Source organism: uncultured Thiodictyon sp., from assembly GCA_903837595.1.
Taxonomy (GTDB): domain Bacteria; phylum Pseudomonadota; class Gammaproteobacteria; order Chromatiales; family Chromatiaceae; genus Thiodictyon.
On record CAILVI010000267.1, the window covers coordinates 69560 to 85070 of the forward strand.

General features: G+C 61.3%; 12 protein-coding genes and 1 pseudogene. 7 read left to right on the forward strand and 6 right to left on the reverse strand.

Annotated features, from left to right (window positions below; genetic code table 11):
* Positions 1-51 precede the first annotated feature (51 nt).
* Positions 52-801 carry a DUF3313 family protein gene (locus tag QZY44_RS14845; RefSeq protein WP_295447522.1) on the forward strand — a complete coding sequence of 250 codons (750 nt, stop codon included), beginning with the start codon at positions 52-54 and terminating at the stop codon, positions 799-801.
* 41 nt (positions 802-842) lie between these two features.
* On the opposite strand, the gene lon is transcribed toward QZY44_RS14845, so the two are convergent.
* The 4 genes from lon to QZY44_RS14865 all read right to left on the reverse strand — a co-directional run bounded on the left by lon (position 843) and on the right by QZY44_RS14865 (position 7294).
* The gene (lon, locus tag QZY44_RS14850; protein WP_295447524.1) at positions 843-3260 is read right to left on the reverse strand and encodes an endopeptidase La; all 2418 of its coding nucleotides are present in this window, start codon (positions 3258-3260) and stop codon (positions 843-845) included.
* An 85-nt stretch (positions 3261-3345) separates the two neighbouring features.
* Complete coding sequence (gene rsmA, locus QZY44_RS14855) at positions 3346-4125, reverse strand: 16S rRNA (adenine(1518)-N(6)/adenine(1519)-N(6))-dimethyltransferase RsmA (protein WP_295447526.1); 780 nt, start codon at positions 4123-4125, stop codon at positions 3346-3348.
* Positions 4126-4219: 94 nt separating this feature from the next.
* The gene (locus tag QZY44_RS14860) at positions 4220-4741 is read right to left on the reverse strand and encodes an isoprenylcysteine carboxylmethyltransferase family protein (protein WP_295447528.1); all 522 of its coding nucleotides are present in this window, start codon (positions 4739-4741) and stop codon (positions 4220-4222) included.
* A gap of 87 nt (positions 4742-4828) precedes the next feature.
* Positions 4829-7294 carry a penicillin acylase family protein gene (locus tag QZY44_RS14865; RefSeq protein ID WP_295447530.1) on the reverse strand — a complete coding sequence of 822 codons (2466 nt, stop codon included), beginning with the start codon at positions 7292-7294 and terminating at the stop codon, positions 4829-4831.
* A gap of 273 nt (positions 7295-7567) precedes the next feature.
* Between QZY44_RS14865 and QZY44_RS14870 the strand changes: the two genes are divergently transcribed.
* The 5 genes and pseudogenes from QZY44_RS14870 (at position 7568) to QZY44_RS14890 (ending at position 11449) form a co-directional block, all read left to right on the forward strand.
* Positions 7568-7765, forward strand: a complete 198-nt coding sequence (locus QZY44_RS14870) for a type II toxin-antitoxin system VapB family antitoxin (RefSeq protein ID WP_295447532.1) — start codon at positions 7568-7570, stop codon at positions 7763-7765.
* A 52-nt stretch (positions 7766-7817) separates the two neighbouring features.
* A complete protein-coding gene (locus QZY44_RS14875; RefSeq protein WP_295447534.1) occupies positions 7818-8219 on the forward strand; it encodes a type II toxin-antitoxin system HicB family antitoxin in 402 nt (133 codons plus the stop codon).
* Between the two features lie 790 nt (positions 8220-9009).
* On the forward strand, positions 9010-10299 hold the full coding sequence (locus QZY44_RS14880; protein ID WP_295447536.1) for a hypothetical protein: 1290 nt from the start codon (positions 9010-9012) through the stop codon (positions 10297-10299).
* A 47-nt stretch (positions 10300-10346) separates the two neighbouring features.
* Positions 10347-11036, forward strand: a pseudogene (locus tag QZY44_RS14885) (glycosyltransferase family 2 protein).
* Positions 11033-11449 carry a GtrA family protein gene (locus QZY44_RS14890; RefSeq protein ID WP_295447538.1) on the forward strand — a complete coding sequence of 139 codons (417 nt, stop codon included), beginning with the start codon at positions 11033-11035 and terminating at the stop codon, positions 11447-11449. The pseudogene QZY44_RS14885 and the gene QZY44_RS14890 overlap by 4 nt, the downstream one beginning before the upstream one ends.
* A 163-nt stretch (positions 11450-11612) precedes the next feature.
* Here the strand turns inward: QZY44_RS14890 and QZY44_RS14895 are convergent, their stop codons facing one another.
* Positions 11613-12884, reverse strand: coding sequence for a hypothetical protein (locus tag QZY44_RS14895; RefSeq protein WP_295447540.1), 1272 nt, complete (start codon positions 12882-12884; stop codon positions 11613-11615).
* 1432 nt (positions 12885-14316) lie between these two features.
* A complete protein-coding gene (locus QZY44_RS14900) occupies positions 14317-14943 on the reverse strand; it encodes a response regulator transcription factor (protein WP_295447542.1) in 627 nt (208 codons plus the stop codon).
* 381 nt (positions 14944-15324) lie between these two features.
* Between QZY44_RS14900 and QZY44_RS14905 the strand changes: the two genes are divergently transcribed.
* The coding region (locus QZY44_RS14905) for an FAD-dependent oxidoreductase (protein ID WP_295447543.1) at positions 15325-15511 on the forward strand (187 nt) is incomplete at its 3' end.

Below are 15511 nucleotides of genomic sequence, written 5' to 3' on the forward strand. Positions count from 1 at the left end.
GGTAGTGCCCGTTCTGTGTCGCCGGCAGATCGCAGCAACCTGGAGACCATAATGAAACGCAACATCAAGACGCTTGCCTGCCTGATCTGTGCAGTGGGGATGGCATGGGGCCTCGCGTCCTGTGCGCAGATGAAGGCGGCGCCCTCGAAAGGCGGCGGATTCGTCCCGCTGGGTAAGCTGCAGCATGATGCCGCGCTCCCCTTCGACAAGGCGTGGATTGCCGACGGTATCGACTGGAGTGCCTTCAAGTCTATCGCTATTGCACCGGTCAACACCCAGTACCTCATCCAGTCACAGTGGTGGCAGCAGAACCTGCGCCAAGGCCTGATGCAGAAGGATGCACAGGCCATTGCACTCTACATGCGGCAGCAATTCGCCAATGCCTTCAGAAGCGACCCGCGGCAACGTTTTCGGGTGGTCGAAGCGGCCGGGCCGGACTCAGTGATCCTCGAGCTGGCGCTGACCGAGTTGGTGCCGAGCAATGTCGTGGTGGAGGCCGCTGCGCTTGCGGCCCCCAAGGGCAGCGGGCTCGCGATCTCGGCAGCGGAGCAGGTCGCCGGTACGGTGGCGACCGTGGCCTTCGAGGCCCGGGTGAAGAACGCGAAGACGGGTCAGGTCATCGCCATGTTTGCCGATCGCGAACAACCCAAGATCAACCCCGTCGATCTCAAGCAACTCACCTGGTATGCCGAGGCCCAGGAAATCATTGGCGACTGGGCGAATGAAGCGGTCAAGGTGGCCGGCATGCGATCCGATGAAATCGTCAAGCCGGCCCCCCTCTTCAGCCTCAAGCCCTGGTAGCTGAGGTCCGGGCGGGGGAGGGCGCTGCTCGCGCAGTACCCTCAGCCCTTGAACAGCAATGGCACGACATCCTCAAACCGCGTGGCGAAGTGGATCAGAAGCCCTTTGCGGACATGCTCAGGGACCTCTTCGAACTCGCCGCGGTTGTCCTCCGGCAGGATGATCTCTTTGATCCCCGCGCGGCGGGCGGCGATGAGTTTTTCGCGCACCCCGCCGATGGGGAAGACCTCGCCGGTGAGGGTGATCTCGCCGGTCATCGCGATGCGTCGTACCGGCACGTTGCGGGCCAGCGACAGGAGTGCTGCGGCCATGGTGATGCCGGCTGAGGGGCCGTCCTTGGGGGTGGCTCCGGCGGGGACGTGCAGGTGGATGAAAGCCTTGTCGAAATAGGTCGACTCGGCGCCGAAGTCGCGGGCGTGACTGGTGACATAGGTGTAGGCGATCTCGGCGGATTCCTTCATCACGTCGCCCAACTGGCCGGTCAGCTTGAAGCCGCGGGCCTGCTCGTGGGCGCGTACCGCTTCAATCGGCAGCGTCGCCCCGCCCATGGTGGTCCAGGCGAGCCCGGTGACCACCCCAGGGCCGGAGAGTCGGCGCTCGTCGCGGAACACCGGGCTGCCCAGGTACTCCTTCAGGTCCGCCGCGCCGATGGTGATGGGTAGTGTGGCCCCTTCCAGCATCCGTACCGCGACCTTACGCACGATCTTGGCGAGTTGCTTCTCCAGTCGCCGGACGCCCGCGTCCCGGGCGTAGCCGTCGATCAGTTCGCGCAGCGTGGTGGTGTCCAGTTTGATCCCGCCCTTGGGCAGCCCGGCGCGATCGATCTGGCGGGGCAGCAGGTATTTTTTCGCGATCTGGAGCTTCTCCTCGGCGATGTAGCCGGCGAGCGTGATCTGCTCCATGCGATCCAGGAGCGGCCCGGGGATGCTGTCGGTGGTGTTGGCGGTGCAGACGAACAGGACTTTGGACAGGTCGAAACGCAGGTCCAGGTAATGGTCCAGGAAGTCTGAATTCTGCTCAGGGTCCAGGACCTCCAGCATGGACGAGGCGGGGTCGCCGTGGTAGGAGGCCCCGATCTTGTCGATCTCATCGAGCATGATGACCGGATTGGCGGTGCCGGCGTCCTTGATGGCCTGGAGGAACTTGCCGGGCATGGCGCCGATATAGGTGCGGCGGTGGCCCTTGATCTCCGCCTCGTCGCGAATGCCGCCCACCGAGAAGCGGTAGAAGCGCCGGCCCAGTGCATCGGCGATCGAGTGCCCGATGGATGTCTTGCCGACCCCGGGCGGGCCGACCAGCAGGATGATGGAGCCGGCGATCTCGCCCTTGTGGATGCCCACCGCCAGGAATTCCAGGATGCGCTCCTTCACATCCTTGAGTCCGTAGTGGTCCCGGTCGAGTACGCGGCGGGCGCGTTTGAGATCCAGTTTGTCCGGGGAGTGCTGACCCCAGGGCAGCAGCGTGATCCAATCCAGATAGTTGCGGGTAACCGAGTACTCGGGCGAGCCGGTCTCCAGCATCCCCATCTTCTCCATCTCCTCGTCTACCCGTTTCTGCGCCTGCGCCGTCAGGGTGAGCTTGGTGAGGCGTTCCTTGAACTTGTCCAGTTCAGCGGTGCGGTCGTCCTTGGCGATCCCCAGCTCCTTTTGGATGGCCTTCAGTTGCTCCTTCAGCATGAACTCACGCTGCTGCGTCTGCATCCGCTCCTCGACCGAACGGCGGATCTTCTGCTGGGCCTTGGCCAGTTCCAGCTCGTTGTTGAGCAGCACCAGGACCTTTTCCATGCGCGGCAGCAGTTGCACTTCCTCCAAAACCTCCTGCAACTGTTCGCGCTTGGAGGTGGTGAGGCTGGCGGCGAAGTCTGAGAGATGGGAGGGGTCGTCCGGGCCGAAGCGGTCCAGGAACATGCGCAGCTCTTCCACATACAGCGGGTTGAGCGGCAGCAGTTCCTTGATGGTGTTGATCACCGCCATGGCATAGGCCCGGACTTGGTCGTCCGGCGCACCGGCCGGTTCCGGCAGATAGGAGACGCGGGCATTGAACGGGACCGTGTCGTGGACCCAGCCCTCAATGCGAAAGCGCTGCAGGCACTCGACGAGGACCTGCAGGTGCCCCTCCTGGCGGTGGACCCGATGGACCCGGCAAGCGGTGCCGACCGGGTAGAAGTCGGCGCTGGTCGCCTCCTCGGAGGTCTCGCTCCTCACCAGGACCACGCCCAGGATCTTGTGCTCGGTCTCACCGACCGCGTGCAGCGTGGGCGACCAGTGCTCGGCCGCCATCATCAGCGGCACCGCCTGACCCGGGAAGAAGGGCCGGGAGGCGACCGGCAACAGATGGATCTGGCCGGGCAACATGTCGTTGGCCCGCGCCAACGCGATGACGTTACCCTCCTCGTCCGGCTTACTTTCGCTCGCCAGTTCCACTGCCTCCACCGCTACCTCCGTCTCCGTCTCAGACATTCGTCTCTCCCGGGCTAATAACATGCTCTAGCTATGTGAGTTTTGGGCCATCGTGCGGGCGTTGCAACGCCCTGAGTGCTGAGGTTCAAATGGGCGCCTGGTAGTTGGCCAGCCGGACGAAGCTAGCCACGTCCAGGTTCTCCGCCCGCAGCACCGGATCGATCCCGACCGCGGCGAAGCCCGCGGCGTCCACAAACCCGGCCAGGCTGTTGCGCAAGGTCTTGCGGCGCTGGGAGAAGGCCGCCGCCACCAGGCGCGCATAGTGGGCCGGGTCGTGTGGCGCGTCCGGCAGCGGCCGCCGCGGCCGCAGGCGCAGGAAGGCCGACTCCACCTTGGGGGCCGGGGTGAAGGCCCCGGGGCCGATGCGAAACAGTGTCTCCGCCTCGCACCAGGTCTGCACCATCACCGACAGCCGGCCGTAGACCTTGCCCCCGGGGTCCGCGCTAATCCGCTCTGCCACCTCCCGCTGCAACATCAGGTGCAGGTCCAAGAGGCAGTCGGCCTGCTCCAGGAAGCGGAACAGGAGCGGGGTGGAGAGGTTGTAGGGCAGGTTGCCGACGATGCGCAGCGACGCGGGCGCGGTGCTGAGCGAGCATAGGTCGAAGCGCAGCGCATCCGCGCTGTGGATGCGCAAGTCGCCCAGGCCCTGTAGGCGCTCCCGCAAGGGCTCGATCAGATCGCGATCCAGTTCAATGGCGTCCAGGGACCCTGCATGTTCCAGGAGTCCCCGGGTGATGGCCCCTTGGCCTGGGCCGATTTCCACCAGGCGCTCCCCGGGGCGCGGCCGCACCGCATCCAGGATGCGTCGGATGGTCCCGGAGTCGTGCAAGAAGTTTTGGCCGAAACGTTTGCGTGGTTGATGCATATCCACCAGTGTGGCCTATCCAGCGGCAGGATTCGAGCCCTATCCGGTGCGATGGGCGATATTTTCACCGCATGGATCACCGGGCTGGGCGTGGTCAATAGACCCACGGGACGAATTTGCGCGCCCGGGCCGCATATCCCGGGTAATCCGGGTGACGCTCGGTCAACCAACGCTCCTCCTTGCCGGCCTTGTAGTCGAAGAACAGGCCGCCGATCAGCAGCAGCGCCAGGTGGCTGAGGCTTAGTGTGTAGCAGACCCAACCCAGGGCGGCGAACAACAGCGCGCTGTAGAGCGGGTGGCGCACGACGGCGTAGACCCCGCTGGTTACCAGTTGGCTGTGGTCCACCGGATAGGGCAGCGGCGTGAGGTAGGGGCCTAGCGCGCGCGAGCCCAGCCCCCCGAAGGCCAGCGCCACCAGTGCGCAGACGACGAGCACCGCCCAGCGCGGTGCCACGGTCTCAGCAAGCAGGTCCGGTGTGAGCCAGGGGTTCCAGCGAGGAGCGAGCGCGAAGGCGAGGAACAGGGCGAACTGGATGACGACCAGCCACTCACCGCGTCGGCCGTGCCAGGCGGGGGCCGGCGCGGGGCGGTTGCTGGGGGTTTGATCAGGGGGCATGGCGGCTCCTGTGCAAGGTTGCCCGGTCGCCCCAAGATGCGGTCGAAGCTCCGGGAGGCAAGACCGTAGGTGCCTTGGCGTCCAGGATCAGCCCTCCGGACGCAGCACCAGGAGTGTTTCGGTCTGCGGTTGCGACGGTCCATTCCACGGCCAGGGGTGGCTGCGACCGTTGCGCCAGTCAGCGAGTTGGTCTGTGCGATAGGGCGAGAGCCAATGTCCGGACTGGCCGAGCGGCAGGGTACCCCGGGTCAGCCGCCAGTCGGCCGGGGTCTGGACCATCCGTACCGACGGCACGATCATAACGTGGCGCGGGTCGGCCGACGACGGCTTCGCCAAATCCACCGTATCCGCGGCACCGCCGATCCCGATGGGCCCGACGTCGAACAGCCGACCGAGGAGCGGTACCCGGTGGAAGGCGTGGGGGAAGGTCAGGGTGCGCAACCGGTCGAGCCGCTGGTCCGCCGGCCGCGGCAGGGCCGAGTCGAGGTCCGCCGCGGCGGTGCGCAGTGCACGCCCCCAGATCTGCGCGGGCGACTCCGGCCCCGGGGTGGTCACATCGTCCCAGAAGCTGGACTCGCCGGTGCGCAGGGTCTCCTGTAACGAGTTATAGGAGAGGGTGGCCATCGACATCAGCGGGGCCAGGTCCTCACCCAATTCGTCACTATAGATGGCCCGCCACAGGGCCGGCTCCAGCAGGGCGTAGAGTGCGGCGGCGCGGCTTGACCCGTCCATGACGCCGTCCCAGGGGAGCAGGTCGCGCTCGGCAATGGCCCAGGCCGCGGGGTCCGCGGCGCGCAGTTGCGGCTCGATCCGGCGCAACGCCCGCTGGGTGAGCCGCGCCTGGATGCTCAGGTGGTCCGAGGCGATGGCGGCCATGCCGGCGGGGTCGAGCGGCCCGTGCGTGGTCCCGATGTCGCCCAGGCGCTCGCTGATGCGCTGGGCGCGATAGGGCGCCAGCCAGGAATGGCTGACGTTCACGCCATAGTCCAGCGGGATGGTGCGGTTGTTGGCGGTGATGATCGACGCCTCCGGGGGGTCGGTCAGGGTGGGGTTGAGGCCTTGGGGCACCAGCGCATCCCAGCCGTAGCCTGCCACCCAGCCGGGGGCGGGGAAGGTCCCCGCACCCTGGCCGCGGTGCGGCAGTCGCCCGGTGACCTGCCAGGCGATGCCGCCGTCCCGATGGGCCAGCATCAGGTTCTGGGAGACTGCATAGAAGTTCAGACCCGCGGTGCGCGCCGTGCTCAAGGTGGGTGCTCGGGCGAGCGCCCAGAGGGCCGGGAGGCTGCGGTCGGGCGGGTCGGTGACCTGGCTCAGTGCGATCAGATAGGGGCTCGCAAGTGCCGGGAGCCACCCCGGTTCGGCTCCCGGCATGCCGGCGGCGTGCCCGGGTGCCAGCAGGTCATTGAGGATGACCCCATGGCTGGTGCTGCGCACGGTGAGCTCCACCGGCGGCGCGCCCTTGACCTCAATGTGTTCTGCCCGGGTGCGGATGGCCTCCGGTGCCCCGTCGGCCCGTTCGACGTGCTCGCCGTCCGCGGTGGGCCGTTCCAGGAACAGGTCCTGGGTGTCGGCAATGCTGCTCGTCATGCCCCAGGCCAGGTCCGCGTTGTGGCCGATCAGCACCAGCGGCACCCCGGGCAGGGCCAGACCGGCTTCGTGTATCTCAGGCCCGATCAGCTCCAACTCGTACCAGATCCCCGGCACCGACGGTGCCAGATGGGGGTCGTTGGCGAGCATGGCCGTGCCGTCCGCAGTGCGCGCGCCGGTGACCACCCAGGCGTTGCTGGCCGGTGCCGGGACCGGCAGGCCGAAGCGCGCGGGCAGGTCCAGGAGCCTGGCTAGTGCAATGGCCGTCGCGCCAGTCCCGGACAGGGGCCGATCCGGCAGTTCAGGCGCCACCGGCGGGGCCGGCACGCCCTCGTCGGTCGGAAAGAGTTCCCGCGCCCGTTCCTTGCCGACCCGCTGTGCCATCCGCAGATAGGTCAGTTCCTCCTTGAGGTTGAACGACTGGGTAAACGCCATGTAGGCGCCGATCAGCAGGCTGTCCTCCGGCCGCCAGGGTTCAGGCGCAAATCCGGCGATCAGATACTCGATTGGCAGCCGGCCCGCCGCTTGGGTGCGATAGGCATTCACCCCGTCCGCGTAGGCGGTCAGCAGCGCACGCTCGGGTGCCGTCAGTTCCGCCAAGGCGCGCCGTGCCGCAACATTGAGCCCCAGGGTGCGGAACAGCCGGTCCGCGTCCACGGCATCCGGCCCGAAGAGCTCCGCCAGCCGCCCATCGGCCAGTCGGCGCATCAGGTCCATCTGCCACATCCGCTCCCCGGCCACCAGGTAGCCCTGGGCAAACAGCAGGTCATGGGTAGAGTCCGCCTGGATGCTGGGCACGGCGTGGAACCCGAAGCGCACCCGCACCGGGGCGGTGAGGCCAGCCAGGGCGACTTCGCCGGAATAGACCGGCTGCGCCCGTTTGGCGATCCACCAGGTGGTCCCCCCACCCGCGAGTGCAAGGGTGAGCAACAGCGCGGCGGCGGAGAGCAGGATGCGTTTGACCATGGCGAGACCCGTGGCGAGGAGCGAGCGCAGAGAGAAACACGCTCCGCGCGACTTGTCCAGTCATGGGGGCCTCGCACTGGGGGCAACGCTTGTCGACGCAACAACCTCGGTCTCGATCACCGTTCCGGCCAACGGCAATCCGTCATTTCCCGCCGGTAACCCGGAATCCAGGCCAGGGATGGCAACCTTTCAGTCGCCATGGACGCTTGGAATACTGCGGAAACGGGAACTTTCGAGGCAAAATCGGCACAAAGGCCTTTGAGGAGTCCATCCATGCGCACGACCGTAAACCTCGACGATGATCTGCTGATTCGAGCCCAGGGGTTGAGCGGCGTCACTGAGCGCGGCGCCCTGATCCGTGAGGGCCTTAAGGCGTTGATCGAGAGTGAGGGCGCCCGCCAACTGGCGCGACTTGGAGGCAGCGAGCCCGAACTCCAGCCGATCCCGCGCCGCCAGTCCGAGCCGGCCTGACGCAACAAAGTGCTCGGGACGCACCGCTGGCGCAGTGGTTATAATACCCACCATGAACAGCAAGCGTTTTCCCGTGGTATTACATACCGATGACGGCGTGCGCTTCGGCGTGACGGTGCCTGACATGCCCGGCTGTTTTTCGGCCGGGGACACCTTCGACACGGCACTCGACAGCGTGGTGGAGGCGATCGAACTGCATCTGGAAGGGCTGACCGAGGACGGCCAGGACATCCCCACGCCGCGCCCGATCGCCGAGCGGCGCGCCGATCCCGACTTGGCCAGCGGCGTGTGGGCGATCGTCGCGGTGGATGTGTCGCGTTTCGAGGGCCGTGCCGAAAAGGTCAACATTACCCTGCCCGGCCACCTGCGGGCCAAGATCGACCGCTACGCGAAGGACCATGGCGCGACGCGCTCGGGTTTTCTGGCGGAGGCGGCGCGGGCGGCGATGCGATAACTAAACACCTCGGCGCGCGCCGCAGGAAGCCCGAATTCTGCGACGACGGTGAGGGCGTGGCGCGCCTTTTTTTGGGCAATGGCCAGGCTCTGACTTTGACTAGGTAATTGAACCTAGCCTCGTATGCCAGCCGTCATTCCGGCCAGGAAGCCGCAATCCTGCGCCAGGAATGGCAACCTCTCAGCCGGTACACCTGTGCAGAATAAAACGCGGAGCTCGGAAAGATGATCAATGCCTTGCGCGGGCTATTGGGGCTGAGGATTCAGAAGAAAGCGTGGTCTGTCCCCTATTTGCCTCAGGACCTGACCCCAGATCTTTCCGTGCCCGGGCCTTGAGCCAGCAACGTTGCGCCCAACACGACCGGCACAGGGTGCCAGGTCGGCGCGGCCAGGAGGGGGCAAACGGCAGCGGAATCTGTACAATGCACGATCAAGGCTGGAAGGCGGGGCATCCGCGGGTACTGCCGACGTCTTGGGCGACTTCGGAAGGTACTCACTGGTTGGCCCACCTGCTTTTCAGCGTGCGTTGTCGCCTCTGCCGCTTGCGGACGGGCGTCCCCTGGCCGCGGCGATCGACTGCCGAACGGGCCGGGCCAATGCGCGCTGCGATACCGGGGGCGGGCGTCACGGGCGTCATTGCTGCGCAACGTCGAGCCACCATCCGCCTGGCGAGCCAAGAATGTTACACATAGCGCACGCCACAACGCGGCTCCCCGGCAGTAGCGGTTTGGGATTGCACTGTGGCCCCGCCGCTTAATCGGCGGTCATCTGGGTGATAGGTCAAATGTGCGATGAAAAGGCTGGTCAGAATCTATTTGGACAGTTCGCCGTGGCTGATTTTTCTGCCTTTCTTGTTTTTATTTATTTTGATTGTTCTGGCATTTCACGCTGATGGGCTGCAGAATGATGAAGCAAGATATTATGGATTCGCAAATAATTTATTAAATGGTTACTATTCTCCGCCCCCGCCGAATGTTAATTTATGGAACGGTCCGGGGTATCCGGTTTTTTTGATGCCGTTTGTTTTCTTTGGTCTCCCATTAATCTTAATAACCCTGACAAATGCTTTTCTGCAATACTTATCGATTATCTTGTTATTTTATGCTATTAATCGATATGCTTCGCGATATACGTCGTTGTTTTTTTCTTTTTATTGGGCGTTTTACTATATCTCTTATCAAGAGTTGTATTCTGTTGCGACGGAGCCTCTTGCTTCATTTTTGTCTGCGCTTATTGTTTTCTTGCTGTCGAAATCATTTCAGTGTGGTTCGGCTATAAGTTACTTATTGCTTGGGGTGACGATTGGCTTGCTTGCTCTGACCAAGGTTATTTTCGGCTATGTGATTGTTATTTCGCTTTTTATTTTATTTGCTTTATTTGTTTCTAAGGTTGCCGTCGTCAAGCAAAAAAAATTACTTTTCATTATGTCGATTGCTTTGCTTGTCAATATTCCGTATTTATTTTATACTCACAAATTGACTGGCAAGATTTTATATTTCGGAAATTCTGGAGGAATGTCGCTGTATTGGATGAGTACCCCCTTTGAGGGTGAGTTCGGCGATTGGAATAATGATTCATTTGATGCAAATTGCGGGCGTGATCCAAGAATTCCATGTAATTCCGCTTTGTTTGCAAGAAATCATCAGGCGGATATTGATTATGTTAAGCAATTCAGCGGTACAGCGCGTGATGACGTGCTTAAGCAGATCGCCCTTAATAATATAAGGTCGCATCCGGTAAAATACTTGAGAAATTGCATATCTAATCTTGGGCGCCTTTTCTTTGGGGTTCCGACTAGTTATTTTTATCAGCGTGAGGAAACGTTACTTAGATTTTTTCCGAACAGCATAATATTAACAATGATGATTTTTTCTATAATAATTACAATCTATAATTTCAAAAATATTGCAATGGAAATAAATTTTATTGTTATTTTTTTCTTTATCTATCTATTCTTGACAACCCTGGTGAGTGCTTATCCGAGGCAGTTATATGTTGTTGTACCTTTATTATTGTTTTTGTTTGCTTTTGTCGCTGAAAACTGTGTTATTGTAAAATTCAACATTTCAGCTGAAAAATAAGCGATTATGAGCAATAAAATCGACTGCGTCACACCGGTACCTGAAGCATGAAGCTCACGATTGTCATTCCATGTTATAACGAACGCGACACGATTGAATTGATCATCGACGCGGTTCGTCAATCTGCCTACCTTGATAAGGAAATCATCGTCGTGGACGATGGCTCTGATGATGGCTCGTGTGCCCTCTTACGTTAAAAGATCAGTCCCAAGGTGAGTCGGATTATCTACCATCACGTCAATCAGGGTAAAGGCGCGGCGCTGCGCACCGGGTTCATGGCGGCCACGGGCGACATCCTCATTGTCCAGGACGCGGATCTGGAATATGATCCTAACGAGTATCCCGCACTGCTCAAGCCCATCTTGGATGGGAAGGCGGATGTGGTATATGGTTCACGCTTCATGGGTGGGAATGCCCATCGCGTGGTCTATTTCTGGCACCGCGTGGGGAATGGCTTTCTGACATTGGTTTCCAACATGTTCACGAATTTGAATTTGACGGATATGGAGACCTGCTACAAAGCCTTCCGCCGCGAAATCATCCAGGGGATCGAGATCGAGGAAAACCGCTTTGGCTTTGAGCCTGAAATCACGGCCAAGATCGCGAAAAAAGGTTGCCGAATCTATGAAGTAGGTATTTCCTATTACGGTCGCACCTACAGCGAGGGTAAGAAGATCGGGTGGCGTGATGGCGTACGGGCTCTGGTCTGTATTTTCAAGTACAATCTATTGCGATGAAAATTGTTCGCTATTTTTTTGTCGGCGCCACTGCCGCGGCCGTTGATATCGGTCTGTTCGGGGTGGCGGTCAAAGGTTTGGGCCTACCATGGTTTCCCGTGGCCATTTGCAGTTTTGTGCTGGCCACTGCCGTCAATTACGCGTTGTCCATCCGTTATATCTGCCACAGCGGCATAAGGTTTGGTCGCCGTCACGAAGTGCTGCTGGTCTTTCTGGTCAGCGCTATCGGTCTGGTTATCAATCAGGCAGTCCTTTGGGTATTGATTCAATCTACATCGACTGATGTTGTGTTGGCGAAGATGGCATCAAGCGCGTGTGTGTTTTTTTGGAACTATGGAGTACGCGGCCGGTTTATTTTCGGGGTAGCCGAATCTTCATCTCGCTCCCACGCTCCAGCGTCGCGAAGGCTTTAGAGAGGGAGAGTGTCAGGTCTTGGAATCGATCATACCCAGACAAAGCATGATTGCAAGACCTGACCCCATTCCTTGTGTGACCCCATTCCTTGTGCCATTGTTTCGGATCTTTGTTGCCAGGGCATGAGCTTCCGAAGAAAACGTGGTCTGTCACCTATTCTCCTTACTGGATTACGCCCCTCCAGCCACCACTGCTTGGGAGGCATTCCCAACAGAATTGTTCCTTGAAATTGAAGCTCACTGTGCAGTCGCCCGTGATTGCCCCCGTTGTCCAGATATCGGCGCTCCAACTGCCGGTCGGGCAGGTACCGCTGACCGTGTTGTCGCGGGTGTAGCCGCCGTCAGCGGTCACCGTGAAGGCGCTGCTCGCCCCAGCGTTTACCGGCTGTGGGCTGTTAGGACTAACGCTGCCGCCACTGCCGGCGGAGGGTGTGACCGTGTAGTTGACGGGACTGAATGTCGACACCAGGGTATAGGTGTTGGTCGAAAAAGAGCCCCAGCTACTCAGCCGCACGTAGTAAGTTCCGGCACTTAAGGTACGGGCGATGAAGAAGTTGTATCCGTCCATGATATTTTCGTCCGTTACCAGCACGTTGCCGGCCCCATCCAGCAGATAGCCGTTGGTGTGGAATGTGGCGGCGGTCGATTTAACGGTCAAGAGCCCGCCTTCGGTGAGGTCGACACGGAAGTAATCGAGGTCCGCGACCGGATTTATCGAGCCGGTGGTGCTGCTGTTCGGGGCCACGAGTGTCGCCGTTTCTTTGGTATTTCCTTGGTCATCAGGGAGCTGTGTGAAGCTGAAGCTCACTGTGCAGTTGGCCGTGATCGCCCCGGTGGTCCAGACATTGCCGCTCCAGCTGCCGGCCGGGCAGGTGCCACCTACCGCGCTGTCGCGGGCGTAGCCGCTGTTGGCCGTTACTGTGAAGGCGCCGACCGCCCCCGCGATCACCTTCTGCGACGAATTGGGGCTAACGGTGCCGGCGGATCGTACCGAACCGCCTGAAGGAGTGACGAAGTAAGTGGGGGTCGGCGATGATAATGTCGCCTGCCAAGTCACGCTGACGGTACCAATATAGCAACCGGACGAGTTGACGTATGTGGAGAAGGTGCCGGACGCCGCTGCGGCCGAAGAGAACTGGGCGGTAAAGCTAGAACCGCTGCTGTTAGTATAGTTGACTTGGTTATTCTGAATAGGCAGGGAAGGCGAGAGTAGTACGGTCGATGTGACGGTTGCTGTGCAGCCCCCACTGGAGACACTAGCGGTGCCCTCAAAGCTCGTTAGGGCGTTATTTTCTATTACAAAGAAAACTGGCTTCGACTGGGATGTGGTCCCGTCCCAGGTCCCGCCGCCCGCCAATGCCCGGTCGATAAGTCCTAGCTCGAGGATTAGTGCAAACACAACCGGATAGCTGAGCCGCCAATGCTGAATAACCATATTAAGTCTCGTTTCAGGCTTGGTCCCGGAAACGGTCAGCGAATCGCGGAACTTGGGAAAGCCGCCGCCGGTTAGCTAAACTTGGTCGAGCGAACGAGGCGTTTCCCAAGAACTGCGGTTAAAGGGGTCTGATCTAAAGGGGGGCAGTACCCTTAATCAACGGGCCTTATCGTAAAGGGTGCTGCCCCTTTAGCTCAAAACTCGCGGCAGGCTACCCGCCGCGGCTAAACCGGAATCTCACACGAGAGACGTATACTTGAGCGCGCCCCCTCCCTTTTTTTCTATTTGTACTTGTAAGTAGGTGCTGGGCGGTATGTAGGTGTCGGTGGTGGGCGGTATGGTGGGGGCGAGTATGTTCGTTGGGAATCCCTCTGCTGTTGAGCCATCGCAGCGTTATTCTGTTGCTGTCTGTACTCCTGTCTCTGCATCTGAGTGTAAATATTGTCCATCCGTGCTTTTGAATCTGCATTGCTCTGACTAAACGCAGATTGAGAAGTTGCCAGCAACGCAACGGCGGACAACGTGACGGTAAGGATTTTCATCTCTGTGTTCTCCTAACGGTTAACAAGAAATACGGCGCTTTGCTTCGCCTTTGCGTCCGCGAGACTGAGCCCGGCTTTCGCTATCGCTCCATCCGCAGCTAAAGGGTCCAGGTTCAACTATTTCCGGCTAAAGGAGCACGGCTAAAGGGGTCAGCACGGCTAAAGGGGTCAGTACCCTTAATCAATGGGCTTCATCGTAACGGATGCCGATCCCCTCTCGCTACTGGTTCCGAGCGGCCGGGCACCCTAAAAAGTCAACCTATTGACCACAGCCTCCGGTCGCTTCAAGAGCGCGAGCGATTTCTCGCCACCGCTTGCCATCTGCCTGCCTGGGCGCGCCATGCGCTTTCGGATCAACCGGGGATGAAGCATAGCAAGGAGCGCGGTCCTCCGATTACCGCCGTTGGGGTAGGGCTCTGTCCCTGAAATTGGGGACAGCGCAGCCGCGTATTTGTGCTGGTTGGGGTCCGACGGAGACGAGGGCCAGGCGATCGGTGCGGCGGGTCTTTCGGCGGGATGGTTCGCGATCCGGTCGGACGGCGCGAGGCACCCGGCAGGGTTGCGCAGCGGAGTCGGAGCCGCCTCAGCGGGCGCTTGCGGACGGGCCTTGATCATCGTTGTAGCCATCGGTACTCCCTGCGCAGAGCGCCTAATACATGAGTGACACGGCTGGAGAGACTGGGCGAGAATCGGTGCCGGCTGCGGACGTTCGCGTCTGGGAGCGCCGACATTTTGTCGGCCAACCGCCGCAGGCGGTTCGCGGTTTCGCGGTTAATCGCAAGGGCTTTGTTTTCGCGAGGACCCAACGGCGCTGCGCACCGTCGCCGACAGAATGTCGGCGCTCCCAGCCGGGGTGGGGGTTGGTGGCTGCGAATATTTGCCCAGTCTGGTCAGACGATCACGCCGCCTTGCACGCCCCACCGCACCACCTCGATGGCGGTGTGCAGCCCGAGTTTCTTCATCAGGCGCTTGCGATGGGTGTTGACCGTCCCGGGGCTGATCGTGAGGATGCGGGCGATCTCCTTGCTGCTGTGGCCTTTGGCCATGAGACAGACGACCTCCTGCTCCCGCGCGGACAGCGGGGCAGTCGAATCTCCATTGCGTTGCATGGTCCGCAGCTTGGCGCGGACGGAGGGCGTAATGAAGGTCTGGCCGGCGGCGACAGCACGCACAGCGCAGATGAGTTCCTCGAATGGGCGGTCCTTGAGTACATAGCCCATCGCCCCCGCCTGCTGGGCCGAGAGCGCGGCGGCTGGGGTGTCGTGCAAGGCGAGCAGCAGGACCCGGGTATCCAGGGCCGCTGCCTCGACCCGGCGTGCGATCTCGATGCCGCTGGCCTTGGGTAAGCAGAGGTCCAGGATGGCCACCTGCGGCGCATGGTCCGCGATGAGTGTCCAGGCGATCTCGCCGTCGGCGGTCTGGGCGAGGAGTGCGACGTCGGACTCTGCCCGGAGGAGTGCCGCGAGTCCCTGGCGGACCATCGCCTGAGCGTCGGCGAGGATCAGGTTTATCGACATGGTCCTGACTCCCTGCCGAGCGGGGCTGCGGCCATGACGGCGCGCCGCCGGTCATTGTCCTGTGGGCGGACGTGCAGGGGCGCCCGCACGTCGTGGGTTTGGAGCCAGTTCCAGTCCATCGATCACGTCCTTAAGCCGAGGTTGTCGCTGTTGCGGCGGACTCTGCCCATCGTGCGAACGGTTCGCCGCGAACCCGTTCCCTCGTAGATGGTAAGACCATTCCTGTTCGGGTTGCAGCGATTTTGTGTTTGCTTTTCTTAATACTGGCTTCGGGTAATGCGACGGTGGGCATCCCTAAGGCATCCGGCTTGCGGCGAGCCTTGTGTCCCCTCACACGGGGCGCTACTTTAGGAGGCCCGCGCTGCCGCAAGAGTGACAAAGATGACCATCCGCGAATTCGACACGATCGTCATCGGCACCGGCCCGGGCGGGGAGGGGTCGGCCATGAAACTCGCCAAGTCCGGGCGGCAGGTGGCCGTGGTGGAGGCCCACAGCGCGGTTGGCGGCGGTTGTACCCACTGGGGCACTATCCCGAGCAAGGCCCTGCGCCACTCCATCCAGACCCTGG

Bases quoted from the DNA above. Each gene is read 5' to 3' on its own strand.
- QZY44_RS14890 (WP_295447538.1), top strand. From the start codon at position 11,033: ATGAAAATTGTTCGCTATTTTTTTGTCGGCGCCACTGCCGCGGCCGTT.
- QZY44_RS14860 (WP_295447528.1), bottom strand. From the start codon at position 4,741: ATGCCCCCTGATCAAACCCCCAGCAACCGCCCCGCGCCGGCCCCCGCC.
- QZY44_RS14865 (WP_295447530.1), bottom strand. From the start codon at position 7,294: ATGGTCAAACGCATCCTGCTCTCCGCCGCCGCGCTGTTGCTCACCCTT.
- QZY44_RS14845 (WP_295447522.1), top strand. From the start codon at position 52: ATGAAACGCAACATCAAGACGCTTGCCTGCCTGATCTGTGCAGTGGGG.
- QZY44_RS14880 (WP_295447536.1), top strand. From the start codon at position 9,010: ATGAAAAGGCTGGTCAGAATCTATTTGGACAGTTCGCCGTGGCTGATT.
- lon (WP_295447524.1), bottom strand. From the start codon at position 3,260: ATGTCTGAGACGGAGACGGAGGTAGCGGTGGAGGCAGTGGAACTGGCG.
- QZY44_RS14875 (WP_295447534.1), top strand. From the start codon at position 7,818: ATGAACAGCAAGCGTTTTCCCGTGGTATTACATACCGATGACGGCGTG.
- QZY44_RS14900 (WP_295447542.1), bottom strand. From the start codon at position 14,943: ATGTCGATAAACCTGATCCTCGCCGACGCTCAGGCGATGGTCCGCCAG.
- QZY44_RS14895 (WP_295447540.1), bottom strand. From the start codon at position 12,884: ATGGTTATTCAGCATTGGCGGCTCAGCTATCCGGTTGTGTTTGCACTA.
- rsmA (WP_295447526.1), bottom strand. From the start codon at position 4,125: ATGCATCAACCACGCAAACGTTTCGGCCAAAACTTCTTGCACGACTCC.
- QZY44_RS14870 (WP_295447532.1), top strand. From the start codon at position 7,568: ATGCGCACGACCGTAAACCTCGACGATGATCTGCTGATTCGAGCCCAG.